The sequence below is a fragment of the Mycolicibacter longobardus genome (genome assembly GCF_002102265.1).
GTDB lineage: Bacteria > Actinomycetota > Actinomycetes > Mycobacteriales > Mycobacteriaceae > Mycobacterium > Mycobacterium longobardum.
Genome location: NZ_LQPG01000007.1, coordinates 59,995 through 80,442, shown reverse-complemented (window position 1 = coordinate 80,442; position 20,448 = coordinate 59,995). Strand labels below are relative to the sequence as shown.

The window sequence follows — 20,448 nt, the reverse complement described above, 5'->3', positions numbered from 1 at the left end:
GCCGTCGGGTCTGAAAGGACTCGGCGGCCGCCGCCGTGTGGCGAACTACTTGAACAGCGCGGCGATCTTCTCTTCCGGGCTCACCGGGTACGGAAGCGTGTCCAACGCCTCGGTGCGTGGCAGCCGCACCTGCGGGTCGGCGAACTCCCGGTAGGTCTTGTCTCCCACCAGTTGTGCCAGCAGGTATCCGGTCAGCAGGGCGCGTACCCGCCGCTGGGTGCGCCGATCCGAGGTCGGCAACCCGAAGAACCCGGTCAGCCGGCGGCCCTGCGGCAGACCGGCCGGCGTCGACCGGCTGATCACCCGCAGCGTCGAGGCACGCCAGGCGTGCGCCAGCTCGATGGCGTTGGAGCGGAGCGCTTTCGGGTCGCCGGGGCTGCTGAAGACCACGCCGGGCACATCCAGCGTCGCCGCCGCCTGCTCGGCGGGCGGTGTGGTGACCGTCGGGAAAATCGCGGCAACTGCTTTGGGTTTCACCGACAACCCGGCCGCGAACACCGCAGCCGAACCGCCGAAACCGTGACCGGCAACCGCGAGCCGGTCGGCATCGACGCTGATACGCCCCGGGCCCAACCGGACCTCGGTGGCGATCTCCAGGGCGCGACCCAGGTCGGCTGCCAGGTCCAGCACCGACGGCGCCAGGCCCCGCCCGGTGTCGGGGGCCGCCGCGACGATTCCCCACGAAGCCAGATGCTCCAACAGTCCGGCGTACCGTTGCGCACCGGTCAGCCAGTCGTGGCCGAACGCCACCGCGGGAAGCCGGTATCCGTGCTGCGGGGTGTACACCACCCCGGCCAGGCCGGCGTAGGCCAGATCTCCCCGTAGGACGCGATACGGGCCGGGTCGGGTCAGTGCGGTGTACAGGCGCTTGGTGCTGGCCACCCGATGACGGTAACGCACGCCCACGTCGAGGTTGAGCGGTCAGTCCCGCTGCGATTTCCAGTACTGCGCAGCCACCGCCCGCCGTGCCGCCTCGGCGGTCCGTTCCGCCGTGGTGGGTTCACCCGCACCGGTTCCGGAGTCCGCCGTTCGCCATTCGGCCAGTGCGGCGAAACCGCCGTCGAGGAATCGCTGCCGGGCGGCCAGCCGCTGGATCTTGCCGCTCGACGTGGTCGGGATCGAGCCCGGCTCGACCAGGACCAGGGCATGGGCTCCGATTCCGTGGTAACGGGCGATCGCCGCCTTGATCGCCTCCAGCACCTCGGTGAGCGTCGCGGGGTCGCCGGCCGGGCTCACTTCCTGCACCACCACGAGTTGTTCGCCGGAACCCGGATTCGGGGCCACCGAGAAGGCTGCGCCGCGGCCGGACAGCAGTGCCCGATGGCTGCCCTGCACCGTCTTCTCGATGTCGTTGGGGTAGTAGTTGTTGCCGCGGAGAATGATCAGGTCCTTGCAGCGTCCGGTGATGAACACCTCACCGCCTCGCAGGAAGCCCAGATCTCCGGTGCGCAGGAACGGGCCTTCCCCGGTGTCGGCCAGATACGCCCCGAACGTCTGCTCGGTATCCTCCGGTTTTCCTCGGTAACCGTGGGCGACGCACGGCCCGGAGATCCAGATCTCACCGACCTGGTCCGGGCCGCGGCGCCGACGCGTCTCCGGATCGACGATCACGATCCGCTGATCGCCCCGGGGACGGCCGCAACCCACCAGTTCCACCACGCCGGGATCATCGTCGGCGGCATCGGGGACCTCGACGACGCGATCTTCGCCCAGCGCGTTCCGGTCGATGCGGCGTACCGCCGGTGCGGCGGCATCCGATCCGCCGGAGACCAGCAGGGTGGCCTCGGCCAGGCCGTACACCGGCAGGAATGCTTCCGGCCGGAAACCGGCCGGTGCGAAGGCCTCGGCGAAGGCGCGCAGGGTGCTGGCCTGCACAGGCTCGGCACCGTTCATCGCGGTCGACCAGTGCGACAGATCCAGTGCCGCGCGTTCCTCGGGGGTGCTGCGTTCGACGCAGAGCTGGTAGGCGAAGTTGGGTGCGGTGGTCCCCGTGGCGCGGTACCGGGACATGGCCTCCAGCCACTGCATCGGACGGACGATGAACGCCGCCGGTGACATCAGCACGGTGGTGCAACCGACGTAGACCATTTCCAGGATGCCGCCGATCAGTCCCATGTCGTGGTGCTGCGGCAGCCAGTACACGGTGACCGCCTGTTCGTCGCCGCGCCACGCCTCGCGGATCGCGGCGAGGTTGGCCAGCAGGTTGCCGTGCGTCACGACGACGCCCTTGGGTGCCCTGGTGGAGCCCGAGGTGTACTGCAGCGTGGCCGTGGTGTCGGCGTCGATGTCCGGCGGCACCCAGCTGTCCGGATCCGCGCCGGGTGCATCCGGGGCCAGCCATCGCAGCGGCCGTTTGGTCAGACCGTCGACCTTGGCCCTGATTTTGTCCTGCGTCGCGGAGTCGGCCAGGGCGAAGCCGGCTCGGGCGTCGGGGGCGAGGAGCGTCAGCCGCGCGAGCCGATCCTGCACCGGCACGGCCACTGCGCCGGCGTAGAGGCAGCCGAAGTAGGCGGCGACACTGTCGAGTCCTGGCCGGCAGACCACCAGCACCCGGCGGCCTGCCGCCCCCTGGTCTTGCAGACCGGCGGCGATCGCCCGCGCGCTGCGGTCGAGTTCGGCGTAGGTCAGCCGACTCTTCTCGTGGGCGCCGTCGGGGGCGAAGATGAACGCGACTTTGTCCCGGTGGCGGTCAGCCTGCAGACGTAGCAGTTCCACCAGGGTGCGTGCGGTGGCTGGGTTGTCCTCTGGCATGTCGTCACCTAGACCGTCGTTTCTGGCCGACCCCGGCCGCGGGTCTCCGCGCGGATTCCCAACATAACCGCTGCGGGCCGCGGCGGAGCTGGGTTGGCCCCAACGTGCTGGCAGTACGCCAAGAAACCCCGAGTGCCGTCGATCGCTCCTGACGTGCCCGAAAGTCTACAGATGTCGCCGAAAGGTCGACAAAAGTGCCGTAAATCCTGGGAGTCTACCCCTGGTACCACAGCTGTTTATTAGTTATGATCTTCCTCACACTCAGTTGAGGCCGCAGCCGCGGCACCGGACATTGAGGAGCTGCTCAGATGAATCCGACCCTGCGTCCCTTTGCCACCGCCGGCGTCGCGTTGGTGGGTGCCGGCCTGATCGCTGTCACGCCGGTGGCCACGCCGGTGCTGGAAGCCCATGTCGTCCACGATGTCGCGTTGACCGCCATCGATTTCACGGGCGCCTGGACCGAGGCCTTCAATACCGCTGAAGCGAACTTCGACGCCCTGCAGACCGCGATGCAGGATGCCAACGAGGCTTTGAGCGAGGCGCTCAGCAACGCTGACCTGGCCGACCTGGACTTTGCGCAGCTCGGTGCCGCCCTGACGTTCCTCGACGGCGACCAGAAGACGTTCATCAACCCGCTCACCGAGTGGACGTTGAACGGGGCCGGCCCAGAGGCTGACGCCGCCACGGATGCCACCCACGCGCTGCTGTTTGCGATTCTGACCAATCAGGCCGCCCCCCTTGCCCCCGACCTGTTCCCGACCCTCCCGGAACCGATTCCGGACATCATCAACTTCTTGTCGTCGCCGCTGGCCGGTGTGCTGATCGGTGCTCTGGGTCCGTCCATCGCCCCGTGGGTGGCCCTGTTCAACAGCGTCGAAGCCATCAGCGCCGCTCTGACCGGCGAAACCCCGGACACCGACGCGGCCCTGCAGGAGCTGGTAAACATCCCGGCGAACATGTTCAACGGCCTACTCAACGGTGCCACGCTCAACCTTGACGCGCTGCTCCCGGCCCTCGCCGATTCCGGCATGCTGCCGCTGCCGGAGGGTACCGAGATCACCTCCCTGAGCTTTGCCTTCGGCGGGATGCTGACCCCGGGGCTGGTGGGCGCCGATCCGGGCGACACCATGTTCTTCGGTGACGCCGTCCCCGGTGGTGGCTCGATCTTCAACGCACTCGGCCTCACCTTGGGTATCACTGACCCGCTCACGCTGGAACTGCCCTTCCTCCCCCACGGGGTCGGGCTCGCCGGCGCCATGGCCGGCCTGCAGCAGGCGATCGCGGAGTTCCTCACCGGAGACCTGGACTTCGACGGTCCTGACGACGTTGTCCCAGATCCTGCGGCGGCCGCCGACTTCGACTTCGGTGGCCTGCTGGGCGACCTGTTCGGCGGCGCGTCGTAGCAACCGGCGGCTGACCTGCACGATTGCTCGGGGCTGCCCAGCGGTGCACTACCCTGAACAGCTATGTGCGGAATCGTCGGCTACGTCGGGCAGCGGCCTGCGCGCGACGTCGTCGTTGAGGCGCTGCGCCGCATGGAATACCGCGGCTACGACTCCGCGGGAATCGCGGTCGTCGACGGGATCGGGCAGCTGACCATCCGGCGCCGCGCCGGCCGGCTGGCCAACCTGGAAGCCGCGCTGGCCGACACCGATCCCGCTCTGCTGGTCGGGGGAACCGGACTGGGCCACACCCGCTGGGCCACCCACGGCCGCCCCACCGACCGCAACGCCCACCCGCACCGGGACGCGACCTCCAAGTTCGCCGTGGTGCACAACGGCATCATCGAGAACTTCGCCACCCTGCGTGACGAGTTGGAGCGCGAGGGGGTGGAGTTCACCAGCGAGACCGACAGTGAGGTGACCGTTCACCTGCTGGCCCGTCAGTACCGGCACGGGGACACCGCCGGGGACTTCGTGGCTTCGGCGCTGGCGGTGCTGCGCCGGCTGGAGGGCCACTTCACCGTGGTGTTCGCCCACGCCGACGAGCCGGGCACGATCGTGGCCGCGCGACGGTCCACCCCGCTGGTGGTCGGCATCGGCGACGGCGAGATGTTCCTGGGCTCGGATGTGGCGGCGTTCATTCCCTTCACCCGCGAAGCGGTGGAACTCGGTCAGGACCAGGCGGTGGTGATCACCGCGGATGACTACCGCATCACCGACTTTCACGGTCGCGACGACGCTGCCAACGCCCGGCGTTTTCACATCGATTGGGATCTGTCTGCCGCCGAGAAGGGCGGCTACGAGTACTTCATGCTCAAGGAGATCGCCGAGCAGCCCACCGCCGTGGCCGAGACCCTGCTCGGGCACTTCGAGGACGGCCGGATCGTGCTCGACGAGCAGCGCCTGAGCGACCAGGAGCTGCGCGAGATCGACAAGGTGTTCGTGGTGGCCTGCGGCACCGCCTACCACTCCGGGTTGTTGGCCAAGTACGCGATCGAGCATTGGACGCGGCTGCCGGTGGAGGTCGAGCTGGCCAGTGAGTTCCGCTACCGCGACCCGGTGCTGGACCGCAGCACGCTGGTGGTGGCGATCAGCCAGTCCGGTGAGACCGCCGACACCCTGGAGGCTGTCCGGCACGCCAAGGAGCAGAAGGCCAAGGTGCTCGCGGTCTGCAACACCAACGGCTCGCAGATCCCGCGCGAGTGTGACGCGGTGCTCTACACCCGGGCCGGGCCTGAGATCGGTGTCGCGTCGACGAAGACGTTCCTGGCGCAGATCACCGCGAACTACCTGGTCGGTCTGGCGCTGGCACAGGCCCGGGGGACCAAGTACCCCGACGAGGTCGAGCAGGAATACCGGCAGCTGGAGGCGATGCCCGACCTGGTCACGCGGGTGCTGGAAGGCATCGAACCGGTGGCCGAGCTGGCGCGGCAGTTCGCCAAGTCGAGTGCTGTGCTCTTTCTCGGCCGCCATGTCGGCTATCCGGTGGCGCTGGAAGGCGCGCTCAAGCTCAAGGAACTGGCCTACATGCACGCCGAGGGCTTCGCCGCCGGCGAGCTCAAGCACGGCCCGATCGCCTTGATCGAGGACGACCTGCCGGTGATCGTCGTGATGCCCTCGCCCAAGAACGCGGCGACGCTGCACTCCAAGCTGCTCTCCAACATTCGTGAGATCCAGGCCCGCGGCGCCATCACCATCGTGATCGCCGAGGAGGGCGACGACACGGTGCGCCCCTACGCCGACCACCTGATCGAAATTCCCGCGGTGCCAACGCTTTACCAGCCGTTGCTGTCGACCATCCCGCTGCAGGTGTTTGCCGCGGGGGTCGCGCAGGCCCGCGGCTATGACGTCGACAAGCCGCGTAATCTGGCCAAGTCGGTCACCGTCGAGTAGCGGGAGTCTTTTTCAGTGTCGAGACGTTTACTGGCGGTGGTCTGCGCCGCGATGGCTGTGCTGGCACCGGTGCCCAATGCCGTTGCGGCGCCCGAGGTTCCCGACCTCGTTCCGCTCATCGACGACAGCGGACCGCTGCCCGCCAGCTCCGCCGATCTCACCGGGATCCCGGACCTGGTGTTCACCACGCCCACGGGTCTGGTCTGTCGAAAGAGTCACGGGAAAGTGACCCATAATGTGGTCTGCCAGGGGAACTTTCCCGGCTCGCCACCGGGCACCCGCAGCGTGAGCCTCGCGGCGGTCTACGCCCAGGGCGACGGTCCGGCACTGTTTCTGCCCACGGCGTCGGAAGGGTTGCGCGGCGACCCCGAACGGGTTCCCATGACAGCTTTGGGAGTCGGTCACAAGATCGTGTTCTGGGACTTCTCGCCCACCGAATCGCTGATCTGCGGGGTGCCGCCGGGCACCGACCTGGTCTGTGTGCTCAAGGCTGCGCGCGAGATCAGCCCCAAGCGCGGCGGCTCGGCGGTCACGCACGGGTTCGTCATCTCGGCACCTCAGAGCCAAGTTTTCTGACGCCTCTGAGTCAGCCGCCAACCGCGACGAGATAGCCGCCGATGCCGGCAGCGCACGCCGCCGCGGTCAGCACCATGGTCGATACGGCGAACGGCCACGCCGGGTTTCGCTGCACCAGTCGCACGATGGTCAAGACCGTTCCGACCGTGCCGATCAAAGCGGCAGCTGCGAATCCGGCCATGATCGCCGCGACGCCTGCGTTGATATTGCAGGTCGCAGCCGGGCAGTTGTCGGTGAAGGCCATCATGAGCAGCCCCAGAACCGCAGCCGCACCACCCCCGACGACGGTGAGGGCCAGTGCTATCAGAGACCCGGCGAGATCCGCCCGCGAGATCGGCGGCTTCGGCGGTGGGTAGCTCTCGGGCATCTCAACGATGCTAAGGCGTCGAGGCGGCGCCGGCAGCGGGATGAAAAATAGGTGCTCAGGGGGAATTCGGCGACGTGACAACGGCGTGTTGCGTCGTGAAATTCCCGCTCACGGCCAGCACACAGTGACAACTGGGTTCTCCGGCGCGCGTGTTCACGGATGCCGGGCAGTGACTCCACCGTCGACGACGATCTGGGTGCCGGTGATGAACGAGGCCCGCGGCGACATCAAGAACGCCACCGCCTGGGCGACCTCCGCCGGTTGCCCGATGCGCCCCAGCGGTGCGGCGGCCACGAAACCGGCCGCGACCTCTTCGACGTCGAGCGCGATCTGCAGCATCGGGGTTTCGATGAATCCCGGACACACCGCGTTGACCCGGATTCCGGCCGGGCCCAGCTGCGCTGCCATCGACCGGGTCAACCCCAGCAGTCCGGCCTTGGAGGCGCAGTAGGCCGGGATGAACGGGTTCGCGGTCAGCCCCTCGATGCTGGAGATGCCGACCACCGCCGGGCCACCGCCGGCCCGGGCGACGGCCTCCAGGTGCGGCAGCATGAGCTGCACCAGCATCGCCTGGGCACGCAGGTTGACATCCATGACGGCGTCCCAGGATTCGCCGGTGTAGGCGCCCACCGGTTCGGGCAGCACCCGCCCGGCCGCGTGCACCAGCCCGTCGATTCCGTCGAGCGCCTCGGCGGCGGCGGCGACGGCGACCGGCATGCTGGCGTCGTCACAGACGTCGACCACCGCTCCGGGCATCCCCAGACCGTCAGCCACTTCTTGGACCGCCGGGGCGATGTCCCACAACGCAACTCGGCGTCCGTCGGCGATCAGGGCCTCAGCGCAGGCCCGGCCGATTCCCGATGCCGCACCGGTGACGACTACTCCACTCAACTCATCGCTCCCTCTGTGATGACGAACTGCGACCAGTCCGGTTCACGCACCGCCGACCAGTACTCGTCGAGCCGCCACGGGCTCACGGTGTGGATCTCCCCGTCGGCGTTCTTGAAGTAGGAATGCTTGACCGCTGGGTGCGCCCAGACGGTCTTTCTGATCTCCTCCTGGGTGGCCCGATGCCATTCGGCGGCCGCCCGCGCGGTCGGCTCGATCGAGTGCAACTGCTCGCCGGCGAGCTTGGCCAGGCAGGCGTCGATGTAGCGCATCTCCAACTCGGAGTTGAAGATCAGGCTGCCGCCGTGCGCCAGATGCGCACCGGGACCGTAGAGCAGGAAGAAGTTCGGGAACCCGGGCACCGTGATGCCCAGGTACGCGTACGGCCGGCTGCCCCACATCGCGTGCAGATCGGTGCCGTCGCGGCCGGTGATCCGGATCGGCCACAGCACGTCGGTGTGCCGAAAGCCGGTGGCGTACACGATCACGTCGACGTCATGGTGGATGCCGTCTTCGGTCTCCACACCGTGCGGCGTGATCCGGCGGATCGGGGTCCGGTTGAGTTCGACGTTGTCGCGTTGCAGCGTCTTGAGCCAGGTGCCGTTGTCCTGCAGGGTGCGCTTTCCGGTCGCCGGGTAATCCGGCAACACCTTGGCCAGCAACTCGTCGTCGTCACTTATTTGAGAGGTGATCCAGCCGGTGAACATCTGCCGGGCCAGGGCGTTGATCTCGCTGACCGCGTAGTCCTGGTCGGGGTAGTCCGGGTCCACCCGCGCGGCCTCCAGGCCCTTGTCGGCGCCGGGCCACAGCAGCAGGAACCGGTACCAGCGGCCGTAGAACGGCAGGTGCCGCAGCGCCCAGCGCACCCCGTCGTCGACCGCGTCGTGATACATCGGGTTGGGGAACATCCACTGTGCGGTGCGCTGAAACACCGTGAGGTGCTCCACTTTTTCCGCAATCGCGGGCGCGATCTGAAATCCGCTGGCGCCCGCCCCGATCAGCGCCACCCGCTTGCCGGTCAGGTCGACGTTGTGGTCCCAGGCCGCGGAATGAAATGCTCGCCCGGCGAAGCTGTCCGCACCGTCGATGTCGGGTAGGTGCGGCCGGTTGAGCTGGCCGACCGCGGTGATCACCGCGCGTGCCGACATGGTCGACACCGCGTCACCGGTGCGCACCGTCAGCGTCCAGGTCCCGGTGGCGTCTTCCCAGGTGGTGTCGGTGACTTCGGTGTTCCACCGGATATGTTCGCCCAGATCATGTTTGGCGATCACATTGGTGAAATATTCCTGCAGTTCGGGCTGCTCGGCGAAGTAGTGTCCCCAGTCGTTGTTCGGTTCGAAGCTGTAGCAGTAGAAGTGGTTGGCGACGTCCACCCGAGCGCCCGGGTAGTGGTTCTCCCACCAGGTGCCGCCAGGCCCGGGGTTCTTCTCGACGATGGTGAAGGGAATGCCGGCCTGCGCCAGCCGGACTCCGGCCAACACCCCCGATTCGCCGCAGCCGATCACCACCACTGGCAGCTCCGCAGCGCGAGATGGGTCCAGCGGATCCGGGCGGCGCGGGTCGACCCCGGAGAGGTCGAGCTCTTCGGCGAGCAGGCCCAGGTAGGCATCCGGCACGGTTTCGCAGGCCGCCCAATCGAGCATCTCCTTGACCAGCTCGGCGGGCAGTGGAGCGGGCTGCGGGCAGCCGCGGTCGCGGTAGTCGACGATCACCGGCAGTGCTTCGGCGCGGGCGCGGGCCTTGTCCTCCTCGGACATGAACCCCTGGATCTCGTTGAGGAAGATCCCGTTCTGTTTGAACTCCCGGATGAAGCGGGGGTCGCCGGTGATGTGCACGCACGACAGCAACAGGGTGGGGATGCTGACCTGTTCCAGGGCGGCGGCGATCTCGGCGTCGTCGGTGGTGAACGGTTCCCCGGCGTAGCGGTTGCGCACGTAATCAGCCCTTTCCGTCGATCCGCTACTGTGCGTCGCGAAATTGGTTCGGACGATACGCGAGGCGCCGTGGCTGATCAAGGATTGGGTGGCGTGGGCTCACCCGGCCGCGTCGATCTTCGAGGTGATCGAGTCGAGCAGCGTATGTGCCGCCACTATCGAAGGGGTTGTGCGTGCGGCTATCGAAGAAGTTGAGCGTCCGCACACGGAGACGCGGACAACAACGTTGCTGCGCACGGTCAGCCTGGTTTGACAGGTCCAGTCCGAGTTGACGTTGTCCATCATGAGGGCCCCGAGCACGCCGTCGGAATCGGTGAAATTGTCGATATACCAGAGCTGGTCGGGTGATTCTTTCGCGCTGGCAATGCGACTGTTGACAATACGGATGTTGCACTTCCGCCACGCAGCGCTCTGATTGGTATAGAACGCCCGTGCAGCGGTGGCGTGCGGATAGCTGGTCACGGACATCGAGACATGCCTCACCAGGTAGCGGGGATCGGGTTCGGCCGGACTGTTCCATCGTTGCCAGCGGATAGCAGTCCAACCTGAGCCTGCGTAGGCCTGCGAGGAGACGGACGTGATCCCTTGGCAATCGGCATCCGCTAGATCGACGGGGTCGATGTACTCACCGTGCGTCACCATATCGATGCCTGGGTCGTCCACCGCCGAAGAGACGACGCCCCTGTCCGGCAAGAGGCCGTCGAGCGCGGCGACGGGCACCAGGCGGTCGGCAGTCGAGACAGGTGCCGGTGTCCGGTCGGGGGAGGTAGCAGGTGACGATGCCGGGCTGGATTGCGGGCGTTCGTGCCCGTCGCGGTATATGACGGTCACGGTGAGTACCACGACAATCGCCGTCAGCGCGCAGACCAGCCCCAGCAGTATCCGTATCAGTGGGTAGTTGCCGTTCGGTGGGCGGCCCGCTGGCCAGAATGGCGGGGCGGGTCCACCTGGCGCCGGCGAGCCGGGCTCGTTCATCGGTGTGAGGCGCGTTGGGTCGTAGGGATACGGAGTCTGCCCCTGTGGTTCGTCTCCCTAGGTACCGGCCGTAAACGGACGGCGTCGTCAGCCGGGCGATAGTGCGTCCCGACGCAGCAGCTGTGCATCAACGTCATGCTGCTGCGTCGATCTTCGCGGTGATCGCGTCGAGGAGCGCCTGTGTCGTCGCTGCCGAATCCGTGTCTGCGCACCCGCTGATGCGGACAACAACGTTGCTGCGTACGGTCAGCGTGTTCTGGCACGACCAGCCGCCGCCGCCCTCGGAGATCGTGGTCGCCTTGAGCACCCCATCGGCCTCGGTGACGCCCTCGACGGACCAGAATCGGTCGGGCGAGTCCTTGTCGGTGGGTACGCGGGTATTGATGATGCGGCCGGAGCACTTCTGCCACGCAGCGCTCTCCTTGGTATAGAAGGCGCGGGCAGCGCTGGCGTGCGGATAGGTCGTTACCGACATCAGAGCTTGGTGCACCCACCGCGCTGGATTGGGCTCGGCGGGACTGTTCCACCCTTGCCAGCGGACGGCGGTCCAGCCGGTACCGGCATAAACGGGTCCGGAAACAGAGGTAAGCCCTTGGCAGTCGGCGTCCACCATGACGACGGTGTCGATACCCGTACCCTCATTGACGAGGCCGATCCCTGGGTCGCCCACTGCTGAGGAGACGACTTCCTTGGTCGGCAGCAGTCCTTCGAGAGCGGAGACAGGTACGAGCTTCCCATCGGCGTCCGATTCTGTGGGGGATTGCGCGTTCTCGTGCCGGCCACGTCCGATGACGTTCACGGCGAGCACCACAGCGGTTGCGGTCAGCACGCAGACCAGCCCCAGCAGGACCCAAATCAATCGGCGGCCCTCCGGGGGTCGTCCCGGCGGACCGGGTGGCCACGGTTGCGGGAAATGCCGGCCCGGCGCCGGGGGGATGGGCTGGCTTGCGAACGGGGGCCGAACGTCCGGATTGGGATTCAGACCGTGCGGTTCGCTCATCGGTGCACCCCACATCGCATCGGGGCCGGTCGCAGATGGACGGGCCAGATTTGCATTGAGACGTTATCAGCGGCTCATCAATCCCGACTTCACCGCGATCGGCCATGCCGCCGCGCTGTTCGTCGGGTTGTGCTGTTACCCGCTGACCTTCCACCATCCGCTGCGACATCACCCGAGCACCGTCCGCGGCCACTAGCCTGACAATCGCGAGGACGGGCTAGGGAGGGCTGAGTGCGGCACTACTACAGCGTCGAGGTCATTCGCGCCGCCGAGGCGCCGCTGCTGGCGAGCCTGCCTGACGGGGTCCTGATGCGCCGGGCCGCGTTCGGTTTGGCCACCGCGATCGCCGGGGAACTGACGTCTCGCACCGGTGGGGTAGCGGGCCGGAGCCTATGCGCGGTGGTGGGTTCCGGCGACAACGGCGGCGACGCCCTGTGGGCGGCCACCCTGCTCCGCCGGCGCGGGGCGGCGGCCAGCGCGATCCTGCTGGACCCGGAGCGCGCCCACGCCAAGGGGTTAGCGGCGTTCATCCGCGCGGGCGGCAGGATCGTCGACACCGTGTCGGCCGCAACGGATCTGGTCATCGACGGAGTGGTCGGCATCTCCGGTCAGGGCCCGCTGCGCCCGAACGCCGCCGAGGTCTTCGCGGACGTAGACGCGCGGAACATCCCGGTGGTGGCCGTCGACATCCCCAGTGGGTTGGATCCGCACACCGGTGCGGCCGAAGGTCCGGCGGTGCACGCCGCGCTCACCGTCACCTTCGGCGGCCTCAAACCGGTGCACGCCCTAGGGAACTGTGGACGCGTCGAGCTGGTCGACATCGGCCTGGACCTGCCGGCCACCGATATCCACGGGCTCACCGCCGCCGACGTCGAGGCGTGCTGGCCGGCGCCGGGCCCGCGCGACGACAAGTACACCCAGGGCGTCACCGGAATCCTGGCCGGCTCGGCGACCTACCCGGGCGCGGCGATCCTGTGCGCCGGTGCTGCGGTGGCCGCCACCTCCGGCATGGTGCGCTACGCCGGAAGCGCTGCAGCCGAAGTGGTTTCGCACTGGCCCGAGGTGATCGCCGCTACCAACCCGGCTGCGGCCGGGCGGGTGCAGGCCTGGGTCGTCGGCCCGGGCCTGGGGACCGGAGGCGACGCAGCGGCGCAGCTGTGGTTCGCGTTGGACACCGACCTGCCGGTGATCGTCGACGCGGACGCGCTGACCATCCTGGCCGCCCACCCGTCGCTGGTGGCCGACCGAACCGCCCCGACCGTGCTCACCCCGCACGCCGGCGAATACGCCCGTTTAGCCGGCCACCCGCCCGGTCCCGACCGGATAGGCGCCGCCCGCGCCCTTGCCGACCGGTTCGGGGCCACCGTGCTGCTGAAGGGGCACGTCACCGTCGTCGCTGACCCCGGCGGTTCAGCGAGGCTCGACGGAGGAGAGGCGAAGCTGGGACCGCCGCATGGGCCCGGCGGTTCAGCGAGGCTCGACGGAGGAGAGGCGAAGCTGGGACCGCCGCATCAATACCGCGGGCCGGTCTATCTCAACCCGGCCGGCGGATCCTGGGCGGCCACCGCCGGTTCCGGCGACGTGCTGTCCGGGATGATCGGCGCACTGCTGGCGTCGGGCCTGCCGCCGGCCCAGGCCGCCGCTGCGGCCGCGTTCGTGCACACTCGCGCGGCCGCGGCTTCTGCTGCCGATCCCGGACCCGGCGACACCCCGACGTCGGCGTCGCGCATCCTGGCCCACATCCGCACCGCCCTGGCCCAGCTATAGAGGAGGCGTTTTGACCCATTCCCACCCGTCCATGCCGGCGCACACCATCGCACCGGCATACACCGGCCGGCTGTTCACCGCACCGATCCCGGCGCTGCGGATGCCCGATGACCCGATGGACCCGCAGGCCGCCTACCGCTTCATCCACGACGAGCTGATGCTCGACGGCAGTTCCCGGCTGAACCTGGCCACCTTCGTCACCACGTGGATGGACCCCGAAGCGGGGGAGCTGATGGCGGAGTCGTTCGACAAGAACATGATCGACAAGGACGAATACCCGGCCACCGCCGCCATCGAGCAGCGTTGCGTGTGCATGGTCGCCGACCTGTTCCACGCCGAGAACCTGCGCGACGACGACCCCGCCAGCGCCATCGGGGTCTCCACCGTCGGGTCCAGTGAGGCGGTGATGCTGGGTGGGTTGGCGATGAAATGGCGCTGGCGGCAGAAGCTCGGAGATGCCTGGAAGGGGCGCACCCCGAATCTGGTGATGGGTTCCAACGTCCAGGTGGTGTGGGAGAAGTTCTGCCGCTACTTCGACGTCGAACCGCGCTACCTGCCGATGGCGGAGGGCCGGTACGTGAGCACCCCCGAGCAGGTCATCGACGCCGTCGATGAGGACACCATCGGCGTGGTGGCCATTCTGGGCACCACCTACACCGGCGAGCTGGAGCCCGTCGAGCAGATCTGTGCGGCGCTGGACAAGCTGGCGGCCGGTGGAGGGGTCGACGTGCCGGTGCACGTGGACGCGGCCAGCGGCGGGTTTGTGGTGCCGTTCCTGCACCCGGACCTCAAGTGGGACTTCCGGCTGCCGCGGGTGGTGTCGATCAACGTCAGCGGCCACAAGTACGGTTTGACCTACCCCGGAATCGGCTTCGTGGTGTGGCGCAATGCCGAGCAGCTGCCCGAGGAACTGGTGTTCCGGGTCAACTACCTGGGCGGGGACATGCCCACCTTCACGCTGAATTTCTCCCGGCCCGGCAACCAGGTCATCGGCCAGTACTACAACTTCCTGCGCCTGGGACGTGGCGGCTACACCGAGGTGATGCGGACCCTGTCCGAAACCGCCCGCTGGCTGTCGCACCAGCTGGCGGCGTCTGAGCACTTCGAGTTGATCAGCGACGGCTCGGCGATCCCGGTGGTGAGCTGCCGCCTGGCGGGCGATCGCGGCTACACCGAGTTCGACGTCTCCCATGAGTTGCGCACCTACGGCTGGCAGGTACCGGCCTACACCATGCCGGAGGGCGCCGAGGACGTCGCGGTCTTACGCGTGGTGGTCCGCGAGGGCCTGTCGGCAGATCTCGCCCGGGCGCTCTTCGACGACGTCATGAAAGCCGTGAACACGCTGGACCGGCTCAAACCCGGCGGCCAATACGACGACCAGCAACACTTCTCGCACTGACGCTGCGCCGAGTGTCGGATTGTGTGACGCAATACCGTCGACTACGTGCATCAAGCCGACATTCGCCGCGGATGAAACAATGGCGGTGACATGACTGCCATATCCCGAACGTCCGGCCTGCTCGGTGAAGCGCTGGTGGACCTGGACGCCATCACCCACAACGTGCGGGTGCTGGCCGACCACGCCGGCTCTGCCGAGGTGATGGCCGTGGTCAAGGCCGACGGTTACGGTCACGGCGCGGCTCAGGTGGCCCGTGCTGCGCTGTCCGCGGGCGCCGCCGAACTCGGGGTGGCCACCGTGGATGAGGCCCTCGCGCTGCGGGCGGCCGGCATCGGCGCCCCGGTGTTGGCGTGGTTGCACGGGCCGGACACCGACTTCGCGCCGGCCCTGGCCGCCGACGTGCAGATCGCGGTCTCCTCGGTGCGCCAGCTGGGCGAGCTGCTCGACGCGGTGGGCCGCACCGGCCGGACGGCGACTGTGACGATCAAGGCCGACACCGGCATGAATCGAAACGGGATCGGCGCGGCCGGCTACCCGGAGCTGTTGGCCGCGCTGCGCCGCGCGGTGGCCGACGATGCGGTTCGGGTGCGGGGCCTGATGTCGCACCTGGCCTGCGCCGACGAGACCGGAAACCCGGTCAACGACGTTCAAGCGCAACGGTTTTCCGACATGCGGTCCCTCGCCCGGGAGCACGGTCTGGAGTTCGAGGTGGCGCACCTGGTCAATTCGGCCGGGGCGATGACCCGCCCCGACCTGACCTACGACATGGTGCGGCCCGGAATCGCCGTGTACGGCCTGAGTCCGATCCCCGAGCGCGGCGACATGGGCCTGATTCCTGCGATGACTCTGAAATCCATTGTGGTGCTGGTTCGTTCGATCAAAGCCGGGGAGGCTGTCTCCTACGGCCACACCTGGATCGCTTCGGCCGACACCACCCTGGCGCTGGTACCGATGGGCTACGCCGACGGAGTGTTCCGCCCGCTGAGCGGACGGTTCGACGTGCTGATCAACGGCCGGCGCAGACCCAGCGTCGGTCGGGTCTGCATGGACCAGTTCGTCGTCGACCTGGGGCCCGGACCCGTCGACGTCACCGAGGGTGACGAGGTCGTGCTGTTCGGGCCCGGGACAAACGGTGAACCGCTGGCCCAGGACTGGGCGGACGCGCTGGGAACCATCCACTACGAGGTGGTCAACAGTCCGCGCGGGCGCGTTGCCAGAACCTATCGGGGCGCCGATGGCCGGTAAGCGGCGCAGGTGGCGGGCCGGCGGCCTGCTGGCGGGCGCGGCCGGGCTGGCCGCCGTCGGCACCATCGCCGGGACCACCATCGCACGGTCGGTGACGCGGCGCACCACCGCCGAAGACGCTTACGCCGACGAGGATTTCGAGATCCTTGGGAGCGATCACAGCTCGGTGGTGGTCACCGACGACGGCGTCGAACTGGCGGTGCGCGACGTGGGCCCCCGCAACGCGCCGCTGACCGTGGTGTTCGCGCACGGATTCTGCCTGCGGATGGGGTCCTTCCACTTTCAGCGGGCGCGGCTGAGGGCCGAGTGGGGCGACCAGGTGCGAATGGTCTTCTACGACCAACGCGGCCACGGCGATTCCGGCGTCGCCTCGCCTGACACCTACACCGTGCCGCGGCTCGGCCAGGACCTGGAAGCGGTGCTGCAGGCGACGGTGCCACGCGGGCCGGTGGTGCTGGTCGGGCACTCGATGGGCGGCATGACCGTGCTGTCGCACGCCCGGCAGTTTCCCCAGCACTACGGCCGCCGTATCGTCGGCGCAGCACTGATCTCCTCAGCGGCCAAAGGGGTTTCCCGGTCGCCGCTGGGGGAGATCCTGCGCAACCCGGCCCTGGAAGCCATCCAGTTCAGCGTGCGGTACGTGCCCCAACTCGTGCACCGCGGCCGCGGCGCGGCCCGCGGGGTGATCTCGCCGATCCTGCGAGCCGCCTCCTACGGTACCGACAAGATCAGCCCGAGCGTGGTGGCGTTCTCCGAGGAGATGATGCACAGCACCCCGGTGGCGACCATGGTCGGTTTCCTGCACGCGCTGGAGGTACACGACGAGAGCGCGGCGCTGCAGACCCTGGCCAAGATCCCGACCCTGGTGGCGTGCGGCGACCAGGACCTGCTCACCCCGGCCGGCTACTCGCGGGCGATGGCGGCCGCACTGTGGGATTGCGAGCTGGTGATCGTGCCGGGGGCCGGGCACCTGGTGCAGTTGGAGGAACCCGATGTCATCGACGAGGCGCTGGTGCGACTGGTGGAGCGGGCCACCCCCCGCCGCGTTGTGCTGAACCGCCGGCTGCGTCGGAAGGCCGGGCGCAGTGGCTGACCCGCAGGAGGCGACCCTGGCCACCGTCGAAGACACCGTCGCGTTCGGAACCCGCTTGGGTGCTCAGCTGCGGGCTGGCGACGTGGTGGTGCTGTCCGGCCCGCTGGGTGCTGGAAAGACCGTGCTGGCCAAGGGGATCGCCGCGGCGCTGGATGTCGAGGGCCCGGTCACCTCGCCGACGTTCGTGCTGGCCCGGGAACACCGGGCCCGTCGGCCCGGCGACCCGGCGATGATCCACGTCGACCTGTACCGGCTGCTCGACGAGTCGGGCCTGGACCTGCTGGCCGAGTTGGACTCACTGGATCTGGACACCGAACTCGACGACGCCGTCGTCGTGGTGGAGTGGGGCCAGGGGTTGGCCGAACGGCTCTCCGACCGGCACCTGGACATCCGGCTGGACCGCGCAGCCGACTCCGAGACGCGTACCGCGACCTGGCGGTGGCACACGCCGTGACCGGAGCGATCCTGACCATCGACACCGCCACGCCGGCGGTCACCGCGGGCCTGGTGGCAGCCGATCGGCGCACCGTGCTGGCCGAACGAGTCACGCTGGACGCCCGCGCGCACGCGGAGCGGCTCACCCCCAATGTGCTGGCGGCATTGGCCGACGCCGGTCTGGGCATGGCCGATCTGGCTGCGGTGGTGGTGGGTTGCGGGCCCGGGCCGTTCACCGGGCTGCGGGTCGGGATGGCCAGCGCCGCCGCCTACGGTCAGGCCCTGGGTATCGGCGTGCACGGGGTGTGCAGCCTGGACGCCATCGGGGTGCGCACCACCGGAGCGACCCTGGTGGTCACCGACGCCCGTCGCCGGGAGGTCTACTGGGCGCGCTACCAGGACGGGGTCCGGGTGGCCGGCCCGGCGGTGAGCGCTCCGGCCGATGTCGACCCGGGCGATGCCGTGGCGGTGGCCGGCCCGCCCGCGCACGCCGGACTGTTCGGCCTCCCGGCGCTCGACATCACCTATCCGACTCCTGCGGGATTGGTTGCAGCGGTGCGTGATTGGAACGCCGTTGCGGAATCGCTGGTGCCGTTGTACCTGCGCCGCCCCGATGCCAAACCATCGGCGTCGGCCAAATCGCCGGCGTCGGCCGAACCACCGGTGACCCTGGATTCCCTGACGGAGGCCGACGCACCACGCTGTGCCGATCTGGAGGCGCAGCTGTTCGGCAGCGACGACCCCTGGCCGGCCGAGGCTTTCAGCCGGGCGATCGGTGCCCGCGACCACCACTACGTCGCGGCCCGGATCGGCGGCACCCTGGTGGGCTACGGCGGGATCGCACGGCTTGGGCGCAACCCGCCGTTCGAGTTCGAGGTGCACACCATCGGGGTGGAACCGGCCCACCAGGGGCGCGGCATCGGGCGGCGGTTGCTCACCGACCTGTTGGAGTACGCCGACGGTGGGGTGGTGCACCTGGAAGTCCGCACCGACAATGCCCCGGCGATCGCGCTTTACCGTGATGTCGGCTTTGTCGAGGTCGGACTGCGCAAGCGCTACTACCGCAACGGCGCCGACGCCTACACCATGCGACGGGAGGCCTCCTCGTGACAGTAGTCCTGGCCATCGAATCCTCTTGCGACGAAACAGGTGTCGGTATCACGCGGCTGGGAGATGACGGCGCGCTGACCCTGCTCGCCGACGAGGTGGCCTCCAGCGTGGAGGAGCACACCCGGTTCGGTGGGGTGGTGCCCGAGATCGCGTCGCGGGCACACCTGGAGGCGCTGGGGCCGACGATGCGCCGGGCGCTGGCGAAGGCGGAGGTGGACAAGCCCGACGCGGTGGCGGCCACCATCGGGCCAGGCCTGGCGGGGGCGCTGCTGGTGGGCGCGGCCGCGGCCAAGGCCTACGCGGCGGCCTGGGGGGTGCCGTTCTACGCCGTCAACCACCTGGGCGGGCATCTGGCCGCCGACGTCTACGCCCACGGCCCGCTGCCGGAGTGCGTGGGTCTGCTGGTCTCCGGCGGCCACACTCACCTGCTGTACGTGCGGTCCCTGGGGGAGCCGATCGTCGAGCTGGGCAGCACCGTCGACGACGCCGCCGGGGAGGCCTACGACAAGGTGGCCCGGCTGCTCGGGCTGGGTTATCCGGGCGGGCGGGCGCTCGACGAGCTGGCCCGCACTTGCGGCCGGGAGGCCGCGGAGATCCCAGTGTTCCCGCGCGGGATGACCGGCCCGCGCGACGCGCCGTACACGTTCAGTTTCTCCGGGCTGAAAACCGCGGTGGCCCGGTATGTGGAGCGCAACCCCGACTTCGAGGCCGCCGATGTGGCGGCCGGGTTCCAGGAATCCGTCGCCGACGTCTTGACCGCCAAGGCGGTGCGCGCCGCCACCGACCTCGGGGTCGGGACCCTGTTGATCGCCGGCGGGGTGGCCGCCAACTCCCGGCTGCGTGAGCTCGCCGAGCAGCGGTGCCAGGAGGCCGGGTTGACCCTGCGCATCCCGCCGCTGCGGTTGTGCACCGACAACGGTGCGATGATCGCGTCGTTCGCGGCGCACCTGATCGCGGCCGGGGCGCCGCCGTCGCCGCTGGACGTGGCGACCAATCCGGGCCTGCCGGTGGTGCAGGGCCAGATCGCCTGACTGATTCGCAGCGGGGCCACCTTGAGTGCTAGCACTCTCATGTATAGAGTGCTAGGTGGCAGTCGGACGGTTTCTCGCTCGGCACCCGCGACGACGACGCGAGGGCTCGCACGAATGCCGAACACCTTAAGTAAGTACGTTCCGATGGGCTCGGCGTGTGCCGGGTCGCATCCAGACAATGTGGAGGGCTCCAATCGTGGCGAGCGTGAACATCAAGCCACTCGAGGACAAGATCCTCGTTCAGGCCAACGAGGCCGAGACCACGACCGCTTCCGGCCTGGTCATTCCGGACACTGCCAAGGAGAAGCCGCAGGAAGGCACCGTCGTCGCCGTCGGCCCCGGCCGGTGGGACGAGGATGGCGACAAGCGGATCCCGCTGGACGTCAAGGAAGGCGACGTCGTCATCTACAGCAAGTACGGCGGCACCGAGATCAAGTACGCCGGCGAGGAGTACCTGATCCTGTCGGCGCGCGACGTGCTGGCCATCGTCGGCAAGTAGCCACAAGCGACCACCGTGCCCGCCCCGGAGATCCCCGTACCCA

General features: G+C 68.7%; 19 protein-coding genes and 1 pseudogene. 13 read left to right on the top strand and 7 right to left on the bottom strand.

The window, feature by feature from the left end:
• Positions 1 to 45 precede the first annotated feature (45 nt).
• Both AWC16_RS01250 and AWC16_RS01245 read right to left on the bottom strand, forming a co-directional pair.
• Complete coding sequence (locus AWC16_RS01250) at positions 46 to 882, bottom strand: dienelactone hydrolase family protein (protein ID WP_085263256.1); 837 nt, start codon at positions 880 to 882, stop codon at positions 46 to 48.
• Between the two features lie 39 nt (positions 883 to 921).
• Positions 922 to 2,751, bottom strand: coding sequence for a fatty acyl-AMP ligase (locus AWC16_RS01245; RefSeq protein ID WP_085263020.1), 1,830 nt, complete (start codon positions 2,749 to 2,751; stop codon positions 922 to 924).
• Positions 2,752 to 3,059: 308 nt separating this feature from the next.
• On the opposite strand from AWC16_RS01245, the gene gjpA reads away from it, so the two are divergent.
• The 3 genes from gjpA (at position 3,060) to AWC16_RS01230 (ending at position 6,662) form a co-directional block, all read left to right on the top strand.
• Positions 3,060 to 4,154, top strand: a complete 1,095-nt coding sequence (gjpA, locus tag AWC16_RS01240) for an outer membrane porin GjpA (RefSeq protein WP_085263019.1) — start codon at positions 3,060 to 3,062, stop codon at positions 4,152 to 4,154.
• Between the two features lie 63 nt (positions 4,155 to 4,217).
• Positions 4,218 to 6,086: a glutamine--fructose-6-phosphate transaminase (isomerizing) gene (glmS, locus tag AWC16_RS01235; protein ID WP_085263018.1), complete on the top strand. Its 1,869-nt coding sequence runs from the start codon at positions 4,218 to 4,220 to the stop codon at positions 6,084 to 6,086.
• A gap of 15 nt (positions 6,087 to 6,101) precedes the next feature.
• Complete coding sequence (locus AWC16_RS01230; RefSeq protein WP_234812073.1) at positions 6,102 to 6,662, top strand: hypothetical protein; 561 nt, start codon at positions 6,102 to 6,104, stop codon at positions 6,660 to 6,662.
• A gap of 10 nt (positions 6,663 to 6,672) precedes the next feature.
• On the opposite strand, the gene AWC16_RS01225 is transcribed toward AWC16_RS01230, so the two are convergent.
• From AWC16_RS01225 to AWC16_RS01205, 5 genes are all read right to left on the bottom strand, one after another.
• The gene (locus AWC16_RS01225) at positions 6,673 to 7,029 is read right to left on the bottom strand and encodes a hypothetical protein (protein ID WP_085263017.1); all 357 of its coding nucleotides are present in this window, start codon (positions 7,027 to 7,029) and stop codon (positions 6,673 to 6,675) included.
• A 153-nt stretch (positions 7,030 to 7,182) separates the two neighbouring features.
• Positions 7,183 to 7,920, bottom strand: a complete 738-nt coding sequence (locus AWC16_RS01220) for an SDR family NAD(P)-dependent oxidoreductase (protein WP_085263016.1) — start codon at positions 7,918 to 7,920, stop codon at positions 7,183 to 7,185.
• Positions 7,917 to 9,851, bottom strand: coding sequence for a flavin-containing monooxygenase (locus tag AWC16_RS01215; RefSeq protein WP_085263015.1), 1,935 nt, complete (start codon positions 9,849 to 9,851; stop codon positions 7,917 to 7,919). The genes AWC16_RS01220 and AWC16_RS01215 overlap by 4 nt, the downstream gene beginning before the upstream one ends.
• Before the next feature lie 99 nt (positions 9,852 to 9,950).
• Positions 9,951 to 10,826: a sensor domain-containing protein gene (locus tag AWC16_RS01210; protein ID WP_085263014.1), complete on the bottom strand. Its 876-nt coding sequence runs from the start codon at positions 10,824 to 10,826 to the stop codon at positions 9,951 to 9,953.
• 133 nt (positions 10,827 to 10,959) lie between these two features.
• On the bottom strand, positions 10,960 to 11,826 hold the full coding sequence (locus AWC16_RS01205; protein ID WP_085263013.1) for a sensor domain-containing protein: 867 nt from the start codon (positions 11,824 to 11,826) through the stop codon (positions 10,960 to 10,962).
• A gap of 55 nt (positions 11,827 to 11,881) precedes the next feature.
• On the opposite strand from AWC16_RS01205, the gene AWC16_RS24175 reads away from it, so the two are divergent.
• The 10 genes and pseudogenes from AWC16_RS24175 to groES all read left to right on the top strand — a co-directional run bounded on the left by AWC16_RS24175 (position 11,882) and on the right by groES (position 20,405).
• Positions 11,882 to 12,022 (top strand): hypothetical protein, encoded by a 141-nt coding sequence (locus tag AWC16_RS24175; RefSeq protein ID WP_165759142.1) that lies wholly within the window; start codon positions 11,882 to 11,884, stop codon positions 12,020 to 12,022.
• 35 nt (positions 12,023 to 12,057) lie between these two features.
• Entirely contained in the window at positions 12,058 to 13,593 is a 1,536-nt protein-coding gene (locus AWC16_RS01200) for a bifunctional ADP-dependent NAD(P)H-hydrate dehydratase/NAD(P)H-hydrate epimerase (RefSeq protein WP_085263012.1), read from the top strand.
• A 10-nt stretch (positions 13,594 to 13,603) separates the two neighbouring features.
• On the top strand, positions 13,604 to 14,992 hold the full coding sequence (gene gad, locus AWC16_RS01195) for a glutamate decarboxylase (RefSeq protein WP_207572225.1): 1,389 nt from the start codon (positions 13,604 to 13,606) through the stop codon (positions 14,990 to 14,992).
• A gap of 90 nt (positions 14,993 to 15,082) precedes the next feature.
• Positions 15,083 to 16,237, top strand: coding sequence for an alanine racemase (gene alr, locus AWC16_RS01190; RefSeq protein WP_085263010.1), 1,155 nt, complete (start codon positions 15,083 to 15,085; stop codon positions 16,235 to 16,237).
• Entirely contained in the window at positions 16,227 to 17,330 is a 1,104-nt protein-coding gene (locus tag AWC16_RS01185) for an alpha/beta fold hydrolase (RefSeq protein ID WP_085263009.1), read from the top strand. Before alr ends, AWC16_RS01185 begins: the two co-directional genes overlap by 11 nt.
• Positions 17,323 to 17,784 (top strand): tRNA (adenosine(37)-N6)-threonylcarbamoyltransferase complex ATPase subunit type 1 TsaE, encoded by a 462-nt coding sequence (gene tsaE / locus AWC16_RS01180; protein WP_085263008.1) that lies wholly within the window; start codon positions 17,323 to 17,325, stop codon positions 17,782 to 17,784. Before AWC16_RS01185 ends, tsaE begins: the two co-directional genes overlap by 8 nt.
• Positions 17,769 to 18,395: pseudogene (gene tsaB / locus AWC16_RS24835) on the top strand (tRNA (adenosine(37)-N6)-threonylcarbamoyltransferase complex dimerization subunit type 1 TsaB); the annotation flags it as partial. The gene tsaE and the pseudogene tsaB, both read left to right, overlap by 16 nt.
• A gap of 33 nt (positions 18,396 to 18,428) precedes the next feature.
• A complete protein-coding gene (rimI, locus tag AWC16_RS24830) occupies positions 18,429 to 18,875 on the top strand; it encodes a ribosomal protein S18-alanine N-acetyltransferase (protein ID WP_234812090.1) in 447 nt (148 codons plus the stop codon).
• On the top strand, positions 18,872 to 19,906 hold the full coding sequence (tsaD, locus tag AWC16_RS01170) for a tRNA (adenosine(37)-N6)-threonylcarbamoyltransferase complex transferase subunit TsaD (RefSeq protein ID WP_085263007.1): 1,035 nt from the start codon (positions 18,872 to 18,874) through the stop codon (positions 19,904 to 19,906). The genes rimI and tsaD overlap by 4 nt, the downstream gene beginning before the upstream one ends.
• 196 nt (positions 19,907 to 20,102) lie before the next feature.
• Positions 20,103 to 20,405: a co-chaperone GroES gene (gene groES / locus AWC16_RS01165; protein ID WP_019736720.1), complete on the top strand. Its 303-nt coding sequence runs from the start codon at positions 20,103 to 20,105 to the stop codon at positions 20,403 to 20,405.
• The last annotated feature ends 43 nt before the right edge of the window (positions 20,406 to 20,448 follow it).

What these genes read in the sequence shown, in the direction of transcription:
- glmS (WP_085263018.1), top strand. Translation starts at nt 4,218, where the DNA reads ATGTGCGGAATCGTCGGCTACGTCGGGCAGCGGCCTGCGCGCGACGTC.
- AWC16_RS01245 (WP_085263020.1), bottom strand. Translation starts at nt 2,751, where the DNA reads ATGCCAGAGGACAACCCAGCCACCGCACGCACCCTGGTGGAACTGCTA.
- AWC16_RS01185 (WP_085263009.1), top strand. Translation starts at nt 16,227, where the DNA reads ATGGCCGGTAAGCGGCGCAGGTGGCGGGCCGGCGGCCTGCTGGCGGGC.
- gjpA (WP_085263019.1), top strand. Translation starts at nt 3,060, where the DNA reads ATGAATCCGACCCTGCGTCCCTTTGCCACCGCCGGCGTCGCGTTGGTG.
- AWC16_RS01225 (WP_085263017.1), bottom strand. Translation starts at nt 7,029, where the DNA reads ATGCCCGAGAGCTACCCACCGCCGAAGCCGCCGATCTCGCGGGCGGAT.
- AWC16_RS01205 (WP_085263013.1), bottom strand. Translation starts at nt 11,826, where the DNA reads ATGAGCGAACCGCACGGTCTGAATCCCAATCCGGACGTTCGGCCCCCG.
- alr (WP_085263010.1), top strand. Translation starts at nt 15,083, where the DNA reads ATGACTGCCATATCCCGAACGTCCGGCCTGCTCGGTGAAGCGCTGGTG.
- AWC16_RS01210 (WP_085263014.1), bottom strand. Translation starts at nt 10,826, where the DNA reads ATGAACGAGCCCGGCTCGCCGGCGCCAGGTGGACCCGCCCCGCCATTC.